13 protein-coding genes are annotated in these 19,569 nt (G+C 54.7%); 8 read left to right on the top strand and 5 right to left on the bottom strand.

Annotated features, from left to right (window positions below; genetic code table 11):
• Positions 1–202 precede the first annotated feature (202 nt).
• Complete coding sequence (locus P1X16_RS23690; protein WP_277234450.1) at positions 203–1,186, top strand: hypothetical protein; 984 nt, start codon at positions 203–205, stop codon at positions 1,184–1,186.
• 264 nt (positions 1,187–1,450) lie between these two features.
• On the top strand, positions 1,451–2,473 hold the full coding sequence (locus P1X16_RS23685; protein ID WP_277234448.1) for a hypothetical protein: 1,023 nt from the start codon (positions 1,451–1,453) through the stop codon (positions 2,471–2,473).
• A 77-nt stretch (positions 2,474–2,550) separates the two neighbouring features.
• On the opposite strand, the gene P1X16_RS23680 is transcribed toward P1X16_RS23685, so the two are convergent.
• A complete protein-coding gene (locus P1X16_RS23680) occupies positions 2,551–4,122 on the bottom strand; it encodes a DHA2 family efflux MFS transporter permease subunit (protein WP_277234446.1) in 1,572 nt (523 codons plus the stop codon).
• A gap of 87 nt (positions 4,123–4,209) precedes the next feature.
• On the opposite strand from P1X16_RS23680, the gene P1X16_RS23675 reads away from it, so the two are divergent.
• Positions 4,210–4,614, top strand: a complete 405-nt coding sequence (locus tag P1X16_RS23675; protein ID WP_277234444.1) for a four helix bundle protein — start codon at positions 4,210–4,212, stop codon at positions 4,612–4,614.
• A gap of 62 nt (positions 4,615–4,676) precedes the next feature.
• Here the strand turns inward: P1X16_RS23675 and P1X16_RS23670 are convergent, their stop codons facing one another.
• The 3 genes from P1X16_RS23670 to P1X16_RS23660 form a co-directional block, all read right to left on the bottom strand.
• A complete protein-coding gene (locus P1X16_RS23670) occupies positions 4,677–5,786 on the bottom strand; it encodes an HlyD family secretion protein (protein WP_277234443.1) in 1,110 nt (369 codons plus the stop codon).
• Between the two features lie 102 nt (positions 5,787–5,888).
• Positions 5,889–6,323 (bottom strand): universal stress protein, encoded by a 435-nt coding sequence (locus P1X16_RS23665; RefSeq protein ID WP_277234442.1) that lies wholly within the window; start codon positions 6,321–6,323, stop codon positions 5,889–5,891.
• A gap of 46 nt (positions 6,324–6,369) precedes the next feature.
• The gene (locus tag P1X16_RS23660; protein WP_277234441.1) at positions 6,370–7,608 is read right to left on the bottom strand and encodes a TolC family protein; all 1,239 of its coding nucleotides are present in this window, start codon (positions 7,606–7,608) and stop codon (positions 6,370–6,372) included.
• A 314-nt stretch (positions 7,609–7,922) separates the two neighbouring features.
• Between P1X16_RS23660 and P1X16_RS23655 the strand changes: the two genes are divergently transcribed.
• Positions 7,923–10,004 (top strand): sigma 54-interacting transcriptional regulator, encoded by a 2,082-nt coding sequence (locus tag P1X16_RS23655; protein WP_277234439.1) that lies wholly within the window; start codon positions 7,923–7,925, stop codon positions 10,002–10,004.
• Between the two features lie 9 nt (positions 10,005–10,013).
• On the opposite strand, the gene P1X16_RS23650 is transcribed toward P1X16_RS23655, so the two are convergent.
• Positions 10,014–11,411 (bottom strand): hypothetical protein, encoded by a 1,398-nt coding sequence (locus P1X16_RS23650; RefSeq protein ID WP_277234437.1) that lies wholly within the window; start codon positions 11,409–11,411, stop codon positions 10,014–10,016.
• A 418-nt stretch (positions 11,412–11,829) separates the two neighbouring features.
• Between P1X16_RS23650 and P1X16_RS23645 the strand changes: the two genes are divergently transcribed.
• The 4 genes from P1X16_RS23645 (at position 11,830) to P1X16_RS23630 (ending at position 19,321) form a co-directional block, all read left to right on the top strand.
• Positions 11,830–13,167, top strand: coding sequence for an AAA family ATPase (locus P1X16_RS23645; protein ID WP_277234435.1), 1,338 nt, complete (start codon positions 11,830–11,832; stop codon positions 13,165–13,167).
• Between the two features lie 33 nt (positions 13,168–13,200).
• Positions 13,201–14,232 carry a hypothetical protein gene (locus tag P1X16_RS23640; protein WP_277234433.1) on the top strand — a complete coding sequence of 344 codons (1,032 nt, stop codon included), beginning with the start codon at positions 13,201–13,203 and terminating at the stop codon, positions 14,230–14,232.
• Between the two features lie 324 nt (positions 14,233–14,556).
• Positions 14,557–17,769 carry a TonB-dependent receptor gene (locus P1X16_RS23635; protein ID WP_277234431.1) on the top strand — a complete coding sequence of 1,071 codons (3,213 nt, stop codon included), beginning with the start codon at positions 14,557–14,559 and terminating at the stop codon, positions 17,767–17,769.
• A 13-nt stretch (positions 17,770–17,782) separates the two neighbouring features.
• Positions 17,783–19,321 carry a RagB/SusD family nutrient uptake outer membrane protein gene (locus P1X16_RS23630; protein WP_277234430.1) on the top strand — a complete coding sequence of 513 codons (1,539 nt, stop codon included), beginning with the start codon at positions 17,783–17,785 and terminating at the stop codon, positions 19,319–19,321.
• The last annotated feature ends 248 nt before the right edge of the window (positions 19,322–19,569 follow it).

The raw sequence follows: 19,569 nt of genomic DNA, 5'->3' as shown, positions 1-19,569 counted from the left end.
AGCCGTGCTAGTCCGGCTCCACCCTTATCGGCTCATCGTCAATTGCTTACTTATAGCTGACGATAGGCCGATAAGGGTGGAGCCGGACTGTTTTTTTGCGGCGCAGGAGGTATACTGCTGTATCTTTGAAATATTCAGCCCTTTTTCCGACCTAAAATTCCCATCATCTGTTTAGATATCTCGTCTCTCAACCGGCTTCCGTTTGCTGTACCCTATTCGCCTTGCCTTCCGCTTCGCAGCCTTGGTGCTGGTAGTAAGCTCTACGCTGCTTGTTCTTGGCTTCACAAGTTGCGAAGCCACCCGGCCTCAAGCCAGTGCGGCACTAATAGCCATAAGTAAGCAAGACGCCATCCGCCGAGATTCGCTGCGTGCCGACTCGGTGGCGCGAGCTGGCGGGCGGCTATCGGGTGCTATACTACCGGCCGAGCGCATTGTGGCGTTTTATGGCAACCCACTGCACAAAGCCATGGGTGTTTTGGGGCAATATCCCAAGGACGAGATGCTGCGCCGCTTGCGGCTGCAAGTAGCAGATTGGCAAAAAGCCGACTCCTTACCCGTACGGCCCGCCTTACACCTGATTGCCGTTATTGCGCAACGCGACTCCGGCGACGACGGCAAGTACCGTATGGCCTTACCCGATACCACTATTCAGAGAGTGATAAAATGGGGGCAAGAGCAGAATACGCTCGTCTTCCTGGATGTGCAAGTAGGCCTAAGCGACTTGCAGCACGAGCTACCCAAGCTAGAAAAGTATCTGCGCCTGCCGTATGTACACCTCGGCATCGACCCCGAGTTTTCCATGAAATCGGGTCGGCGGCCGGGTACGGAAGTAGGCGAGTTTGATGCCCAGGACATCAACTATGCCCGGTGGTTTCTGGCGCGGCTCGTGAGCGAATATCAATTGCCGCCGAAAGTGCTGGTGGTGCACCGCTTCCGGCAAGACATGGTAACCAACTACCAGAACATCAAGCTCGACCCGCGCGTGCAGATTGTGATGCACATGGATGGCTGGGGCACCCCCAACATCAAGCGCAGCTCGTACCGCAAGTTCATCAAGCAAGAGCCCGTAGAGTACACTGGCTTCAAGATTTTCTTTAAAAACGACCGTCGTTCCAACTCCCGCCTGATGACCTCGCGCGAGGTAAGTACCCTCACGCCTTCTCCCCTCTATATTCAGTACCAATAACAGGCTTAGGCTACGCATCCCGGCCTAGCGGCAGCCTAAAAGCAACCCTGCCAGCGCACATGGCCAACTCGGTTGTTTGGTTTAGCAGGCCCATAATTGCGGCTGTAAAAACCCAGAGCAAGTGAAAACCATTGCGAGCAGGAAAGCAACTTCATTCTGCCTTTCCGGCAACCTAAGTGCGCGCAACTAGTCTGCATATCACTACAGCCGAGTGAATAAAAGTGTAACTTTCCGTCAGTTTCCCTTCTCACTTTTCTGTTTTCGGTGCGATATATCTCTCCTCTCAGCGTGCTACTGTCGGGCTTCGGCCTGGCCCTTACCCTCACTACATTATCAGGCTGCGGCTCGGGCTCCGGACCCGAAACTACCGGCTCGAAAGCCACTGCCGACTCCGCCAAAACGGCCGTTGTTGATACCATAGCGCTGAAGCGGGCCGCTATGCGCCGCGACTCGCTCAAAGCCGATTCCATTACGAGAGCGGGCGGGCAATTGCCCGGCGCCATTTTGCCTGGCCACCGCATTGTGGCCTTCTATGGCAACATTCGGGCGAAGGGCATGGGTATTCTGGGCCGCGAGCCGAAAGAGCAGATGTTCCGCAAGTTTGAGAAGGTGCTTAAGGAGTGGCAAGATGCTGACCCTTCCCTACCTATTCAGCCGGCGCTGCACAACGTAACCATCACGGCGCAAGGCGCAGCAGGGGCAGATGGTAAGTACCGCCTCATGAACTCGAAGGCTACCATCGAGGAAGTTATTTCCTGGGCCAAAGAGCATAAGTGCATCATCTTCCTGGATGTGCAAGTAGGCCTCAGCGACTTAGAGCACGAGCTCTACAAACTAGAGCCTTACCTCAAGGACCCCATCGTGCACCTCGGCATCGACCCCGAGTTTGCCATGCAAACCAAAGGTGTGCGGCCCGGCAAGAAAATCGGAACCTACGACGCCAAAGACGTTAACTACACCATCAACTTCCTGGCCCGCATTGTAAGCGAAAACAAGCTACCGCCTAAGGTCCTGACCGTGCACCGCTTCACGCAGGGCATGATTACCAACTACAAAAACATCAAGCTCGACCCGCGCGTGCAGGTAGTAATGCACATGGATGGCTGGGGCAACCCCACGCTCAAGAAGGATTCGTACCACGACTACATCCAGACGCAGCCCGTGCAGTACACCGGCTTCAAGCTGTTTTACGAGTATGACCCCCGCCCGGCTCCTCACCACATGATGACGCCTTCGGAGGTGCTGGCCGAGCTTACGCCCAAGCCGCTCTACATCCAGTATCAGTAGCAGCAGAAATTATTTAGCGACAACAAAAAGGCCACCCGCAGCTGCGAGTGGCCTTTTCAATTAGTTAAGTATGGAGGTTAGTGCGCGGCGTTAAGATCAATTTTCTCGCCGCCGCGGGCCCGCTTGATCAGCAGTACCAGTGGCAGACATGCCAGGAAGAAGAATCCGAGCATCGAGAATATCTGCCCGTAGGTGATGATGGAAACCTGCTTCATCAGGATGCCTTCAAGCGCCGCATAAGCTTGCTGGCGAGCTTGCTCGGCCGAGAAACCTCGCGATATAAAGTTCTGCGTGAAAGCCTGAATCCGCTGTACGGTCTCGGGATTGTAGAGCGAAATGTTGGGCAACATGTTCACGCGGTTGCTCTGAATGCTACGCTCCAGAATAGTACCCACAATAGCTACACCAAACGAGCCCCCCAGCTGGCGAATCATACCGGTGAGGCCAGCCGCCTGTCCGGCATCTTTGCCTTGCAAACCAGCCAGTGACATGGTGGTGATAGGCAAGAAAATCAACCCAAGGCCCACCCCCCTTACCATCAGGGGCCAGAAGAAGTCACTTTCGCCAGCGGTGGGCGAAATCACCTTGCTCATCCAGAAGGTAAAGAAAAAGAAGATGGTGAAGCCCGTCGGAATCATATACTTCTGCGGTACCCCCGCTTGCAGCATCCGCCCGATAAGCGGCATCATGAAGCCCGAAGCCAATGCCCCTGGCAGCAGCAGCAACCCGGTTTGGGCGGCCGTGAAGCCAAGTATGCGCTGAGTGAAGATCGGGAAGACAAACACCGAAGCAAACAGCCCGAAGCCTAGAATAAACGACAGGAACGCCCCAACAGCTAGGTTGCGGCTCTTGCCAAGCACCCGCAGGTCCACAATGGGTTGCTTGGCCGTTAGCTCGCGCCAAATAAAGCCGAGAATACCAATAGCAGCCAGCGCCGTGAAAATGTTGATGTAGAGGCTCTCAAACCAGTCCTCGGTTTCGCCTTGCTCGAGTACGAGCTGCAACGAGCCCACCCCCAGGATCAGCAGAAAAATACCGGCCCAGTCGATTTCGCGCAGAGGTCTTGGAATAGCATTCCGTATCCGCTCGGGGTCCCGAATGAAGAGTATGGTGAAGATAGACGCCAGAATACCAACGGGTACGTTCACGTAGAAAATCCAGGGCCAGTCGTAGTTATCCACGATATAGCCACCGAGCGTAGGGCCGATAGTAGGGCCAATAATCACGCCCATGCCGAACAAGGCCTGCCCCAAGGGCAACTGCTTGGGAGGGAAAGTATCAATAAGGATGGCCTGCGACGTAGCCATGAGCGCACCGCCGCCAATACCCTGAATGAAGCGGAAGGCTACCAGTTCCCAGATGTTGGTGCTTTGTCCGCAGGCAATAGAAGCCAGCGTGAAAATAACCACCGACACAAAGTAGTAGTTGCGCCGTCCGAACTGCTCGGCCAAAAAGCCGGTCATTGGGATAACGATAACGTTGGCAATGCCATACGAGGCCACCACCCAGCTTACTTCCTGTTGCGTGGCCGAGAGGTTACCCATCATCTGGGTTAGGGCCACGTTTACAATACTGGTATCAATCAGTTCCAGCAGGCAGCAAAGCACCACTGTAACGACGATAATCCACTTGGTGAATCCGGTTTCCATTCGTAAGTGAAATTGTGAAGTTGTGAAATGGTGAAGGGGCTATTCTTATCTTGAAACAGCCTAGTTTCACTTATCACATTTCGTATTATGAGTAATGAATTACTAAATGATTCGCCGTCGTTTAATGATAATATCCGGACACGAACCAAGCAGGCTTCTTTGCGTGTAATTCGCCTGTATCAGCAGTTGCCACATACTGGTGAGGCAACTGTATTAGGCAAACAGTTATTACGGTGTTCGACCTCAGTAGCCGCCAATTTTCGGGCCGCTTGCCGTGGGCGTTCAGCAGCTGAGTGGTATGCCAAGCTCTGCATCTGCGTAGAGGAAGCCGATGAAACTTTGTTTTGGCTAGAGTTGCTAGGCGATGCAGCAATCTTACCTAAAGCTCGTCTAAGTGAATTAGAAAAAGAGTATCTAGAAATCGTTTCTCTTCTAGCCTCTATTCGCAAGAAGACAAAGGCGAAACTAAGTAGGCACAGTGGTGAAAAGTGAAACAGTGAACCGGAAAACAGACTGCCTCTCAACTCACAATTTCACCTTTCACCACTTCACCTTTACTTCACCTTCACAGTTGCTACCACGCTCATACCGGCGCGGAGTGGGTGCTGAGGATCTACTTCGTTGAGCACAATCTTGACAGGTACACGCTGCGTTACTTTCACGAAGTTGCCGGAAGCGTTGTCGGGGGGCAGTAGGGCGAAACGGGCGCCGGTGGCAGCCGAAAGCGACTGAATTTTACCTTCGAACTCGCGGCCGGGGTAAGCATCCACTTCAATCTGCACGGGCTGACCTTCGCGCATCTCACCGAGCTGCGTTTCCTTGAAGTTGGCAATCACCCACGTCCGCTCGCTGGCCACAAGGCCCATAAGCTGCTGACCTGGGCCTACCACTTGGCCGGGCTGCACGTTCTTGCGGCTCACTACGCCGTTGCCGGGAGCCGTGATGGTGGTGTAGCTCAACTGCAATTTGGCATTGTCGAGGTCGGCTTGGCGCTGCTTCACAACGGCCTGCGCTACGGCTACCTGCTGCTCGGCGGCGGCTACTTGCTGCCGGGCTACTTGCACCTGCTGCTGGGCAGTGGCGCGCTGCGCGTTAGTAGCGCGTAGGTTGGCTTGCACCGCATCGTACTCGCTTTGCGGAATGATGTCTTCTTTGCGCAAGAACTCGCTACGCTTCAGGTCTCTCTCCAAGCGGGTACGCGAAGCTTCGCTTACGCCAATAGTGGCTTGCGAGCTACCTACGCCAGCTTGCGCAGTCCGTACGGCCGCACGGGCAGCCACTACGTTGGCTTGAGCAGCAACCAAAGCAGCCTCAGCGGCATTTACGCGCTGCTGGTAGTCGGCAGGGTCAATGGTCACGAGCACGTCGCCTTTCTTTACCTGCTGGTTGTCTTCTACCTTCACTTCCAACACGGGTCCACCTACGCGCGGCAGAATGGGGTATACGTCGCCTTCAACCTGGGCATCGTCGGTGTCTTCGTGGGTTTGGGCAAACTGATATTGCTGCCAGCCGAAGTAGCCGCCAATCAGCAGTACCAGCGCCAGCACAATAAAGATAATCGGGCGCTTAGAGCGACCCTCCGGCTGCTCTTCTACTGGCTCGGGTGTTGGAGCTGCGTGAGAGTTAGGAGCTACGGCCGGATTTTGTTGGATGATGGTTGCCATATAAAGGGTTGCTGGTTTCTTGTTTCTGGGTACTAGATTTTACGGGGCTTGTTGCTGATTTCGTTTTGATTAACAATTCGATAGCAACAAAAACTTCTACTCTTATGCTGTTTTGCGGTACGCGCCAGTCTCGACCGGCGACTTCAACAGCAGCGTCACGCAGGGAGCCGTCCGTACGACTACCTCGGCCGTGCTGCCCATCAAGAATCGGCTGAGGCCGGTGCGGCCGTGCGCCCCGATAACAATTATATCGGCCGAGTGGCGACGCGCTTCTTCTACTATTTCAAGGGCCGCATCGGTGCCCGGCACAATGGCCGTGCTAACCTGCGCACCCGCTGCCTCGGCACTGGCGTGGTAGCGCGCTAGTTGCTGGGCGAGGTCGAGGTCGGAAGGGCCTGCTAGCATGGGCTGCGGCTCCAACACATGCAGCAGCCGCAGGGCAGCGCCAGTGCCGGCTGCTAGGGTTGCTGCATATGCCACCAACGGTCCCGTCGCCTCCGAAAAATCTATCGGACAAAGAATGGTGGAAAGGGTCATGATGTAGAAAGTAAGTGAGCAAGGAAGCAACTGAGCAGCCTTGCTCTTACCATATCTGCTCGCCAACTGCGCGCTTAAGCTGGTACTGCCCGAGGGTGTAGTTGTAGATGGCTTGCAAGCGGGCCAAGCGGGCCTGAGCTAACGAGGTTTCTGCATCGAGCACGTCGAGGTTGGTACCTACGTCGTAGCGGTAGCGAGCTTTGGCGCGCGTAAGGGCGTCGGTAGCCTGCGCAATCTGCACCAGGGAGTTGTCGTAGCGCGAAGTGCTGGACTGTATGTTGTTGGCCGCCTGGCGCACATCGGAGCGGATTTGCTCTTGCGTATCCTGCGTGCGAGCCTGCGTGCCCCGAATGTTAGCCAAGGCTTCCACCCGCTGGTTTTTGTTTTTGTTGCCGTCGTAGATGGGCACCGAAAGCTGTACTACCCCTACTGAATTCGGCCGGATCTTGTCGAGGTTTGGCAGGTAACCGTTTTTGCCACCAAGTTGAGCCCCGATGCCGAGCGTAGGCGTGTTGGCCCGCTCAATCACCTTCAGGTTGAGGTTGGCCGTGTTTTCAGCGTCGCGTGCGAGCTTCACTTCCGGACGCTTGTCGATAGCCTGCGCTAAGGCGGAGTTCAAATCAACGGGCTGGGGTTGATAGGTGAGGGCGCCACGCACGGGCACGTTCAGATACTCGGGCTTGTGCAGCAGCCGAGCCAACTGCACCTGCTGGTTGCGCAACTGGTTTTCAAGGTCGATTTTGGTGTTCTGCGCCTGCGTGATACGCACTTGCGTGGTTGTCACGTCGAACTTGGTGCTCACCCCTCCCTGCACCCGCTTCTCCATTTCGCGCTGGTGCTGTAGCAACGAAGCAATCTGCTCGTCTTGCACCTTAATGCTTTCGCGCACGAAAAGGATGTTGTAGTAGGCTTGCACCGCCGAGTAAGCTAGGTCGCGGCGAGTTACAACAATGTTGTCGGTGGCGGTGAGGCGGCGGCTTTCGGCTAGGTTAGTGGTTGCTTCCTTTTTGCCGAAGTCCAACAGGCCATATTGCAGCGTGATGTGGGCGTCGTAGTTGTTATTGGGCGCTAATTGAAACACGGGCGCATCGGGGGTAAGCTGGAGCTTTACCACTGGGTCGATGCGGGTATACGTGGCCGTGCCCGTTACCTGGGGCAAGAAGCCACCACGGCTTTGGGTTACACGGCTAGTAGCGGCATTCACTTCTTCTTCCAAGGAAGTGATGGCCGGGTTAGCATCTAGTACGGCTTGAATAGTGCCGCTTAACGATAGGGAGTCGGCCACTACTTGTGCGTGAGCCGTAGAAGCCCCTGCAAGCAAGCCAACTGTTAAAAGCGGTACGGTAAGAGTTGATCGGGAAAGCATCGTGAATTCAGCTTGTTGTTGTCATCCTCTTACCCAACGATGTGCCAAAGGATTAAAAACTGTTTAATACGCACTGAAAAGGGCTTTGGCTACGTTTAAACGCATATTATTTTTTTATTTTTCTTACTCTCGAGCTTAAAGCACGGCCTTATTTATCCTGATATTTGAGGAATTTCTCATACTTTTTCCTGATATTTAGGGAATATAAACACGCGTCTGTTTTTACCTGAACCATGAATAATCAGGACGAATCCTTGCTCCTTTATCTTAACGAAGCCATTGCCACTACCCGCAACAAAGAGGCTTTATTCAAGATCGTAACGGAAAAGCTGCGGCTAATTTTCCCTTTCGACAGCATTGCCATCGTCACCTTCGATAGCACTTTACAGCGCAAGCGCATCTTCTTGCGCGACTTGCTGGACGGCGCTCCGCCCCTCATGCCCAACGAACCCGACGTAACGCCGGTAGCCGGGACGCCCATCGAAGTTTTTTTGCGGGATACACGCGTGCAGCAAGTCGACATTATGAAGCTGCTGGCTGATTACCCGAACTACGAGCCGTTTCAGAAAATGCAGAAGCGCCAGATGCCCAACCTTACCGTGGCACCGCTGCGCACGAGTGGGCAACTAGTAGGCTTGCTAGTGATGGCCGCGCGTCGCCGGCCAACCTTTTCAGCTGACGACCTCACGTTGTTGGGCAAAATCGGGAGCCTGATAGCGGTAGCCGTGAGCAATACGCTGGCTTTCGAGGAAGTTGCTCGGCGAGAGCAAGAGAAGTCGGTCCAGCTCACCATTAACAATGCCTTGCTAAGCAGCAAAAACCGGGAGCAGCTCTTCCGCACAGTAGCCACTGAGCTAGACCGCATTATACCCTGCGACTACTTCGGGCTTCGCATTCAACGGCCCGATGCTGCTACCGAAAGCTTTGCTGAATTCGCTAAGGCCCCCGACGGCACCTTCGATTTTCTGGGTGAAGACCGTTGGGAAGGGCTGCAAGGCAGAGAAGCTATGCAAGCCGAAACCTTTGGCTTGTTTTCGGAACCCGCTATTCATATTGGCACCGACTTTCTGAGTCTTACCACCCAATACCGCATGTTGCGCCACGCCGCCGAACAGCACGGCACCCGCTCGATGCTAGGCGTTCCGCTTTGGGTGGAGCACGATCAAAAGGCGGTGCTGGTACTGGCCAGCCGTAGCCCCGAAAACTTCACCACGGCGCACTTGGAGCTAATGAAGAGCTTGGTGCCGCAAATCACGCTGGCTATGCAAAACCTGTTCGCTTTCGAGCAGATTGAAGCCTTGCGGGCGCAGCTCGAACAAGAGAAAACCTACCTCATCGACGAAATCAACACCACCGCCAAATTCGAGGATTTTGTAGGCACCAGTACCGTGATGCAGCAGGTACAGAACCGAATTCGGCAAGTAGCCCCCACCGATACCACCGTGCTGGTTCAGGGCGAAACGGGTACGGGCAAGGAATTGGTGGCCCGCGCGCTGCACAACCTTTCACCCCGAAAAGGCCGGGCCCTCATCAAGATCAACTGCGCGGCTCTACCTGCTCAGCTTATTGAGAGCGAGCTTTTCGGCCACGAAAAAGGCGCCTTCACGGGCGCTTTCGACCGGCGCATAGGCAAGTTTGAGCTAGCCGATGGCGGTACCATTTTTCTCGATGAGGTAGGCGAGCTACCCCTCGATTTGCAAGCCAAACTCCTACGAGTGTTGCAGGAAAAAGAGTTTGAGCGCATTGGCGGCCGGCGCGTCATCAAGACCGACGCCCGGGTGGTAGCCGCCTCCAACCGAATACTGGAAGACGAAGTAGCCGCGGGCCGTTTCCGCGCCGACTTGTACTACCGCCTCGACGTGTTTCCGATCCGCCTGCCTGCCTTGCGTGAGCGGCCCGAGGATATTGAGCCGCTGATGCGGCACTTTCTGGAGCGCTTCACCAAGCAGATGGGCAAACCCGTACGGGGCCTGCGCGAGCGGGATTTGCGCGCCCTTCGGCAATACAACTGGCCCGGCAACGTGCGCGAGTTAGAGCACGTGCTCGAACAAGCCGTAATAGTAAGCGAAGGACCTTTCCTGGAATTTGCGGGCTTTTCAGCTACCCGTACTCCGGTTGCTACGCCCGACACCAGCGGCTCACTCAAGACCCTCAGGGAACTAGAGCGTGACCATATTCTCGCAGCCTTGCGCCGCACGGGGGGCCGAGTAAGCGGCCCTACCGGCGCGGCCCTGCTCCTCGACATCAACCCCAAAACTTTGGAGGCGCGCATGAAAAAGCTGGGCATTCAGCGTATGGTAGGTGTAGCCGAATGAACCTGAGTGCTAGAGGGTACGGCTCTTGATTTTGCGAAGTACCTCCTGGTACTGGTCAGTAGACTGGCCCTCGCGCTTGGCTTGCGCTATGGCTTTCTGCTGCGTTACCTCGGCTTCGGTGGTTAGGCGCAGCGCATAAAGTAAGTGAGCGAGCGTATCGTAGTACGGGGCCCGGGGGTCAAGGCCGATGGTGCGCAGGCTCCAGCGCATGGCTTGGGTGAGGTATTCGCTGCGCCGAGTGCCAGAGATATAAACAGCCCATGCCCCATTGTTGAGGTCTAACGCATAGGTATCCGGCACCCGGGCTTTCGGATTCACCCAAACCATTTTCGCTGCCGAATCCGGCTGCGCTAAGTTGGGATAAGGCTGCGTGTTTTGGAAAGGCCCCCTTATAACTTGTTGCGCCGCCTGCTGACGGCGTATCGTATCCGGCACGACGGCCATGTAGTAGCGCTCATAGAAACGAGTCAGCATCGGCAGGTAATGAGCGGTGTCGCGCAGGGATTGATAGTAATGCAGCATGTTCTGCTCGTAAGCCCGTGCCCCTCGGTTGTAGTCGCGCGACGACGCCCATGATCCTCTAGCAAAACCAGCTCCTTGCATAGCCAGAGTCTGGTCGCGGCGAGTTATAGCGGCCCGCATGGTATTGCTGATAATGAGGTTATTGAACGCTGTCCGCCGGGCTAAGGGCAGCGTAGCGTACATACTATCCACCAGTTTTTGATTTAGCCGCGCCAGCTTGTATGCTCGGCTTTCCACTACCGGACCGCACTCGTGAATGAATACTACCTCCGAATAATCATTGAACGCTTTGGCTGGAAGCTCCTGCACGTACGTATCAAGTAGTTCGGGGCTGATAAGCCCGCCTACGCTCCGTTTAGTGGTCAGATACAGACGCAGAAACTGCACGTTGCGCTCCCCCTGCCGATAGCGCTTCTCCAGAGCACTTAGGTTGTCGGGACTGGCGAGCTTTTGGCGGAAGGTGGCAATATCGCGCAGGTAGCGCTCCGGGTCACGCGTGTTGGCAAAGCTGCGGTGCAGTACCGTGCCATTAGGATGCAGGTAGAGGTAAGTGGGAAACGTGCTAACAGAGTAGCGACGCGCCAGCCGCTGACCTTCCGGGGTGCTGATAGGTGCTTTCACCAACAAGAAATCTCGCTCTAGCACCTCGGCCACAGGAGCATCATCTAGCCCAGTACCATATATTCTCTCCAACTTTTCCTTCGACTGCTCGGAAGTTGGCGGGACAGAGACGAAAAACAAACACACAGGCTTTTGGAGCTTCTGAGCACGCTGCAAAACTGCACCCAGCGAATCTTTCTCAAATTTTAGTTGCTGAGCCGACACGGAACTGCCCGCTAGCAGCATGAGGTATACCGCCAAGTGGCGGAACAACATTATTTTCATCTGTCGAAAAGGATAATTCAATAGAAGTAGTATGGCTCGAAAGTACAAACTCTTCACAGATACGGAATATTAACTTTCAGTCATTTCACTGCGAGGCAGATACAGCTCGACAAAACCCGGCTGCCCCTTGCTTGTCCTGTACTACAAGCTATACCTCATGCATTACCAGCCACTTCCATAGCACAGCCAACCGTTCTACCGCAGCATACCGGCCTTGCTACTGAGAACAAGGAAAAGAAGAACGAGGAAACTGTGAAGGACAAACCCGAGGGCAAGAAGAAAACCACACAGAGCAAGTAGCTCAACCAGCTATAGAAGTCCGGTTTGCACCTCGCAACCGGGCTTTTTTGCGTTTAAAAAAAGCTGGCGGTGGGAGCTAACTGTGGCGCAAATAGGTTTTACTCGTACTTTCAAACGCATGCCCAGACCAGAACCCGACCTTAGTCTACTTACCCGCGAGCAAGTACTGCGTGCCCTGCGCCAGCTGGACCGCGAAGGCCCCCGGATGCCGCTGAGCACCGTGTACGACCTTGTATACCGGGGCCGCCGCTACGCGCCGCGGGCCGTAGCGCAGCTGGCGTACCGTCTGGCTACAGAGCAGCCCGAAGCCGCTTGGCCCTTGCCCGCCGGCGCCCCCACCAACCGGGTGCTGGAACAGCTCGATTTTACCATTGCCACCAAGCGCCCAACGCTGGAAAATTCGTCTTTACTGGACGGTGATGTAGCCGCGCAAGATGCCATGCAGGAGTTGCATACGGGCATAACCCGCGAGAAACCTCCTCGCAAAAAAGGCGCATCGCCACCTGCTCCAGAAGAGCCAGCACCCGCCCCCGAGGCAAGTGTAGCCCATGAGCCGGCTGCCACTTACGACCTGCCGCCCGCTCAGCCTTACAACCGTGCTATGGCCAGGCAGGAGTTGTTTGTTTCTGATGAGTTGCTGGATGCCACCCTAGCTGCTTTGCACCGCCGCCGCAACCTGATTTTGCAAGGCCCACCCGGTACGGGCAAAACGTTTCTAGCCCGTCGGCTGGCGTGGCTGGAGCTTGGCGCTATCGATGCTAGCCGGATAGAGCTAATCCAATTTCACCCGAGCTATAGCTACGAAGACTTTGTGCAAGGTTTCCGGCCCGATGCGCAAGGCACGTTTCGATTGCAGAATGGGGTGTTGCCTGCGTTTTGTGAACGGGCAGCCTTGGACCCGGAGCGTCCGTACTTTCTTTTGATTGATGAACTGAACCGGGGCAACTTGAGCCGCATTTTCGGGGAATTGCTGTTGCTGCTGGAAGCCGACAAGCGTGGACCTGCCCACGCCGTACGCCTCCCCTATGCTCCTGCCGATGCGCCTCGTTTTTACATGCCCGCCAACGTATTCGTAGTAGGCACTATGAACCTAGCCGACCGAAGCCTAGCGCCGCTGGATTATGCCTTGCGTCGTCGCTTTGCCTTCGTGGAGCTAGCACCTGAGTTTGGGGCACCATTTCAGGAGTATTTAGCGGCGCAGCAGGTGCCAGCGCCGGTTATTCAGCGCCTCGTTGACCGCCTAACCGACCTCAACCTTGCCATTGCCGACGACCCGGAGCTAGGACCCGATTTTCGTGTCGGCCACAGCTACTTCTGCCAGCCTCCCGCCGAACCCGCCGCTGCCGACTCCTGGTTGAGCTTGATATTGAAACAGGAAATAGCGCCTCTTCTCGATGATTATTGGCTGGACCAGCCCGCAAAAGCCACCGCCCAGAAGAAACGGCTGCTAGGGTAACCGAAAGTACCACTACACTGCTGCCTGACTTGCATGATTCCGATTCAGAACCTGTACTATTTGCTCTGTTATGCCTGGAATCGGCTACCAGAGCAGCAGGAGTTGCTGGCGGCAGAGGCAGATACATTTCATCGGCCGCTGGAACTGCTGGCGCATGTGCTCCTGATGGGGACGCGGCGGCTGTTGCGGCAGGGCTTGGCGGTGGCGTATGCCGAGCGGGAAGAAGAGCTTACAGAACTACGCGGACGTGTGCAGTTGGCGCCTAGCCTCTCCCGTGATTTGCTGCGCCGTGGCCGAGCCCTTTGCGTCTATGACGAGCTGGGGTTCCAGACGCCGTTCAACCAGTTGTTGCTAGGCACCTTGCAGCAGCTTAGCCGTAGCCGCGCGCTGCCTACCGCGCTGCGCCACGAGCTGAAGGTTACGCAGCGCCGCTTTCCGGTAGGCTTGCTCCCGCTGCCGCTTTCTTCGGAGCTGTTGCGCACAGTGCACCGCCTGCGTCCTACCGGGCTGCAAAGCTTTTTACTTAATGTATGTGAGTTGGTGTACCACAGCGCTTTGCCCGAACCAAACGCAAATGGCCGCCTCCGGTTCCGAGACTTTCGCCGCGACGAGCAGCTGATGGCACGCCTCTTTGAGCAGTTTGTGCGCAACTTCTACCGCTTAGAGCAACACGAGTTTCGGGTACTATCGGAAACCATACGCTGGCAAGCCACCACCGCTACGCCCGAAGCACTGAATCTGCTCCCAGCTATGATTACGGATACCACGCTGGAAGCACCTCACCGGAAGATCATTCTTGATACCAAATACTACGCAGCCGCTTTGCGTCCGCGCTACGACCAGCAGAAGCTGATTTCTCCTCACCTCTACCAGCTTTATGCTTACCTGCAAAACCAACCTACCATTCCGGGCCAAGCGCTGGAAGGAGTTTTGCTGTATCCCGCCGCTTCCCAAGCACTAGACGTGCGCTACACCTTAGGCGGATATCCTGTCCGCATTGTTACGCTGAACTTGGCCCAACCCTGGCAAGGCATTGCCGCTGCTCTGTTAGAGTTGATTGCTTAGTTTAGCTTCTACTCTTTTAAAATATTATAACGGGTAGTACTCACTAGCATGACTACGAGTTGCTGCCGTTCTGCACAGCGTTTAGTTAGGCTAAAAGGCAATCCTTGCCATTTGGCAAGAATATACCTAATCATAGTTCAAGCAGCCTTTAAAAAATGTAGTAAGTGTGTACTTACTGGATATTTGGATTAAAAATTTTTAATAATTTATTCGGGATTAGTAGTTTTTATTAAAGAAACAATAACATATACTTGTCAAAATTGCCAATAAAGTTGATTGTCGAAACACCTAGCAACATCTCTTCTTTTCACTCTTAATTGACACATGAGAAAAGTATTACTCTCATTGCCTCTTACAGTAGTTGCGCTTGCCGGCCATGATGTGCAGGCCCAGACGCGCACTGTTACCGGGCAAGTACTAGGTACTGATGGCGCAGGACTTCCAGGCGTCACAGTTGTGGCAAAAGGAACCTCCGTAGGAACTGCCACTGATGGCGAAGGCCGTTATAGCCTAGCCGTTCCTACATCAGCCCGCACGCTTGTCTTTTCTTCAGTCGGGTTTGACACTAAGGAAGTACCGCTGGGCACACAGTCTGCTGTGAATGTGACGCTTGGTTCCGCCACCACTGGCCTCGATGAAGTGGTAGTGGTAGGTTACGGCACTCAATCCCGGCGCGACCTGACTGGTTCGGTATCTACTATCAAAGGCACCGAAATTGCTGCTAAGCCTGTGCAAAGCTTTGATCAAGCGTTGCAAGGCCGGGCATCGGGCGTCAATATCACCACGCCCAACGGGGTACTCAACAATGCTCCCGTTATTCGGATTCGCGGTGTAAACTCTATCACCCTCAGTTCGTCGCCGCTGTTTGTTATTGATGGTATTCCTGCTTTCAGCGGCAATACGTCGGCAGTGGGCAGTGTGCCAAACAACCCGCTGAGTAACGTCAACCCTAGTGACATTGAAAGCATAGAAGTACTGAAAGACGCCTCAGCCACCGCTATTTACGGTTCGCGGGCGGCAGGCGGCGTTATTCTCGTAACCACCAAGAAGGGTAGAAAAGGCCAGAGCCGCGTTTCCTTGGACTCGTGGGCGGGCTGGTCGGAGCCAGTACGGCTTTTCGACGTGCTTAATGCCGAGCAGTATGTTGACATCAAGAACGAGGCTGTCCGCAATCTGAACGCCAACCGGATTTCGGTAGGGCAGCCAGGCACCAACGTCGAAGGCTTCCGACTGCAACAGGACGCTAACGGCAACAACATTGATACAAAATGGTACGACTACATCTACCGGACGGGTTTCTCTACCTCTAACACTCTGAATTTTTCGGGTGGTACCGAGAAGACCAACTACTATACGTCGGTAGGATACACCAACCAGAAGGGCATGCTGGAGGAAAACGAGTTCCGCCGTATTTCAGCCCGCCTCAACCTCGACCACAAGGTTTTCAAGAATTTTTCGCTCGGCACCCGAGTAGGGTACTCTAACGGCCGCAACCAGTCGCCCAACTCGGGCTCCACAGCCGACGGAGCTTTCGGAACAGGCGGCCTTGGTCGCTTGCCCTTGGTGCTGCCGCCTAACGTGGCCCCGCGCAACCCCGACGGCACATATAATACCAGCGGCGCTGGTATTGGCTCTGGTGCCAACATCGATCCGACTACCGGTAACCCGTTGGGGGTTAATTACTACAACCCGCTGGTAGACTTGGAAAACAACTATTTCATTTCGGAAAGCAATGAAATTCAGGGGAGCGTGTACGCCAACTGGGAGGTGGTTACGGGCCTGAACCTGCGTACCACGTTTGGCATAAACAACATCCTGTTCGAAGACAAATCTTTCAATACTCGTATCGGGGGCGACGGCTTCTCGACGGGGGGCACGGCCGCCAACTACAACCGGGTCAACAAGCGGTGGAACTGGCAGAACACGGCGCAGTACGACCGCACGTTCGGTGAAAAGCACAACTTCTCGTTGCTGGTGGGTGGCGAACAACAACACACCGAAACAGAACGCTGGGGTGCTAGCCGGACCAACATTGCCGATCCGTTCCTAACCAATTACCAAGGCACGTTCACCAACATCTCGGCGGCTGGCAACTTCCAAGGTGAGAACTACCTACTCTCTTACTTCGGCCGCTTGAACTACGACTTCGGTAAGAAGTACCTGGCTTCCTTCAACTTCCGGCGAGACGGCTATTCGGCTTGGGCCGAAAAGTGGGGCAATTTCTATGGTGCTTCGCTCGGCTACATTGTGTCAGAAGAAGACTTCTGGAAGAACTCTGCCTTTGCCGAAAAATTCAACTTCCTAAAGCTTACGGGGAGCTACGGCGAGGTTGGCAACAGCCAAGGCGTTGACGATTACGCCTCGCTGTTCACCTACGAAAATAGCCTATACGGTGACAATGCCACCCTGTATTTCAGCAATCCCGGCAGCCCTCTCCTGACCTGGGAAACCAGCAAGAAAACTGATGTGGGGCTTACGTTCGGGGCGTTTAGCGACCGGCTCACTGGCGACGTTACCTACTACCGCAACCTCGTGGATGGCCTGATTCTGCGTGTGCCACAAGCCCCGTCTAAAGGTATTCCTGGCGCCGCGCCCGGCGATGTGGCCAACATCAACAACAACACGTATCTGGCCAACGTAGGCTCGATGCGCAACACCGGTATTGAACTGAACCTGAGAGCTATTGCGGTTCAGACAGCCAACTTCACCTGGACGGTGAGCGGCAACTATACCACCCTCAAAAACCGAGTATTGAGTTTGGCCACCGAAGGCCAGCGCATTGGTACACCTACCTCGCTGGAAACGGTAAACTATACGGAAGTGGGCCGTTCAGTTGGAGAGTTATTGGCCGTGCCTTCGTTGGGTGTAAATCCAGCAAATGGCCAGCGGATGATTCAGAAAGCCAATGGTGTAGTTGCACAGTACAACCACCTGGGCCTAGGCTGGACGGATGTAGCAACTGGCTTAGCTACAGCAGCTCCCAACCAACTAGTAGACGGCCGATACTATGGCCCAACGCTGCCTAAGTGGTACGGGGGCTTCGATAACACCTTCCAATACCGGAATTTCGACTTGGGAGTGTTCATTCAGTTCTCTGGCGGCAACTACCTATACAACGGCACAAAGTCGGGCCTACATGACCAGCGCTTCTGGAACAACGACGTAGACATTCTTAACCGCTGGACCGAAACCAACACCAATGCTGAATGGCCACGCGTGGTATATGGCGACAACGTATCGAATGGCTCGGCCTTGGTGATGTCGTCGAACATCGAGAAAGGCGACTTTGCGCGTCTGCGCAACGTGTCGCTAGGCTATAACGTGAAGCCTTCGGCCCTGACCCGGTTTAATATTGCCAGCGTGCGGGTGTATGCGCAGGTGCAGAATGCGGGCTTGATTACCAATTACTCAGGCATCGACCCTGAAATTTCCACCAACGCCACCTCGGGCTCCAACGCCAATACCGGCGCCGGCGTCGACCGCAACTCGGTTGGTCAGGCCCGGACATACACGGTGGGTTTCAACATTGGTTTCTAAACACGGCAGTCTGATGAAGTCATCATTTAAAAAAATAATTACCGCCGGAGCTTGTACCTCTGCGCTGGCGCTCAGCTTGTTCTCTTGTCAGTCCGATTTACTGGACCCCGTACCAACCACTCTGTTCCCACAGGAAGTGGTATTCGACACCCCAGCGCGCGTGCTGCTGCAAGTCAATAGCTTGTATTCTTACGTGAAAGTGGGCAACTTCCTAGGCGGACGCTACCAGGTATATAGTGATGTGCGGGCCAATGATTTTATCAACCGCACCAACAACGGCGTAACGGCTCTCGGGGTATGGAATCACACCCTTAATGAGAACTCGCAAAATGACGTGTGGAACCTGTGGACGGCTGGCTACGCGGCTATCAATCAGATCAACTTGTTTTTAGCGGGTCTTGATGCTAACCAAGCCAAGTTTGCAGCCACTCCTTTTCCGGCTAACTACAACAGCACGGTTGTGCAATACCGGGCGGAGGCGCGCCTGCTGCGCGCTCTGAGCTACTACTCGCTGCTGCAGTTGTATGCTCGGCCCTATACCGATGCCAACGGCACAAAGCCAGGACTTCCCCTGCGCCTACAGGCCGAAACAGACGGCACCAACAACGACTTGGCTCGCAGCACCGTGGGAGAAGTATACACTCAGATTCTCGCTGACCTCGATTCGGCTGAGGCAAAGCTTCCGCTTATTCCGGCTGTTGGAACGGCCGTGACCCGGGCTCACCGCAACACGGCTATTGCTTTAAAAACACGCGTGTATTTGAGCATGGGCCGCTATGCCGACGTAATCAGGGAGGCAAACAAGATAGTGTCGGCTACTGCTCCTTTTGTTGCGCCTACTGGCGTCAAACACGAACTAAATCCATCCATAGTAGCGGTATTCACGGCTCCACAGGAAACCACTGAAAGTATCTTGAGCTTCCCATTTACGGCTCAGAATGCACCGGGCACACAGAATCAGTTGGCGTTCTACTACCGCCCTGCCCCAGTAGGCAATGGGGAATACTTCCTCAATAATGGTACTGGTGGCATCCTGACCAACACAGGTTTCCGGCAGACCGATGTGCGCCGCACTAGCCTAATCACGCCGTTGGTCAGCACTACCGGCACCACTTACTACCTGAACAAATACCCGAACGGCACACCTTACACGGACAAGGCGCCAGTTATTCGCTATGCAGAAGTCCTGTTGAGCTTGGCCGAAGCCCGCTTCCGCACGGCTGGCCCCACCGACCCGCAGGCAGTAGCATTATTGAATGCAGTGCTTCTGCGCTCCAATCCAACTCCTGCAACAAATCCACCAACTCCTCCTGTCGCCTATCCGGTATTCACTTCCACGGCGCAAGCTGTTGATGCTGTGTTGCTGGAACGTCGCATCGAGTTTCTGGGAGAAGGTATCCGCAACATCGACCTCATGCGGAATTTACTGCCGATTCCAGCCAAAGGCACCGTTAGTGCGGTTTCAGCTACCGATCCGGCTTCGCGCAATTACATTTGGCCTATTCCAAGCACGGAACTGGCAACCAACCGCTTGATGACGCGCAACGAGTAGTACAACTAAACATAAGAAAGCCTCTCCTTGGTTTGAGAGGCTTTTTTTATGTGCCACTTACAGCTAGCACTATAGCACGAACTTCTTCGCTGACGGCAGTAAGTACAGGTAAATTGCTCAAGGAAGAACGGTTCCGGACTGCACCAAACCATGCAGCTTCCTTTTACTGTCAGCGTCCTTCAGTTGCATATAATAAGGCTTCGTCCTAAACTGCTGCTTATTCTCCTTCCTTTCCAACCAAACCTTTC

The organism is Hymenobacter sp. YC55 (assembly GCF_029433095.1).
Classification (GTDB): domain Bacteria; phylum Bacteroidota; class Bacteroidia; order Cytophagales; family Hymenobacteraceae; genus Hymenobacter.
This window is presented reverse-complemented; position numbering and strand designations above follow the sequence as displayed.

Excerpts from the sequence above, each read along its gene's own strand:
- P1X16_RS23670 (WP_277234443.1), bottom strand. The coding sequence starts at position 5,786 with ATGGCAACCATCATCCAACAAAATCCGGCCGTAGCTCCTAACTCTCAC.
- P1X16_RS23665 (WP_277234442.1), bottom strand. The coding sequence starts at position 6,323 with ATGACCCTTTCCACCATTCTTTGTCCGATAGATTTTTCGGAGGCGACG.
- P1X16_RS23645 (WP_277234435.1), top strand. The coding sequence starts at position 11,830 with ATGCCCAGACCAGAACCCGACCTTAGTCTACTTACCCGCGAGCAAGTA.
- P1X16_RS23630 (WP_277234430.1), top strand. The coding sequence starts at position 17,783 with ATGAAGTCATCATTTAAAAAAATAATTACCGCCGGAGCTTGTACCTCT.
- P1X16_RS23640 (WP_277234433.1), top strand. The coding sequence starts at position 13,201 with ATGATTCCGATTCAGAACCTGTACTATTTGCTCTGTTATGCCTGGAAT.
- P1X16_RS23635 (WP_277234431.1), top strand. The coding sequence starts at position 14,557 with ATGAGAAAAGTATTACTCTCATTGCCTCTTACAGTAGTTGCGCTTGCC.
- P1X16_RS23680 (WP_277234446.1), bottom strand. The coding sequence starts at position 4,122 with ATGGAAACCGGATTCACCAAGTGGATTATCGTCGTTACAGTGGTGCTT.
- P1X16_RS23675 (WP_277234444.1), top strand. The coding sequence starts at position 4,210 with ATGAGTAATGAATTACTAAATGATTCGCCGTCGTTTAATGATAATATC.
- P1X16_RS23650 (WP_277234437.1), bottom strand. The coding sequence starts at position 11,411 with ATGAAAATAATGTTGTTCCGCCACTTGGCGGTATACCTCATGCTGCTA.
- P1X16_RS23655 (WP_277234439.1), top strand. The coding sequence starts at position 7,923 with ATGAATAATCAGGACGAATCCTTGCTCCTTTATCTTAACGAAGCCATT.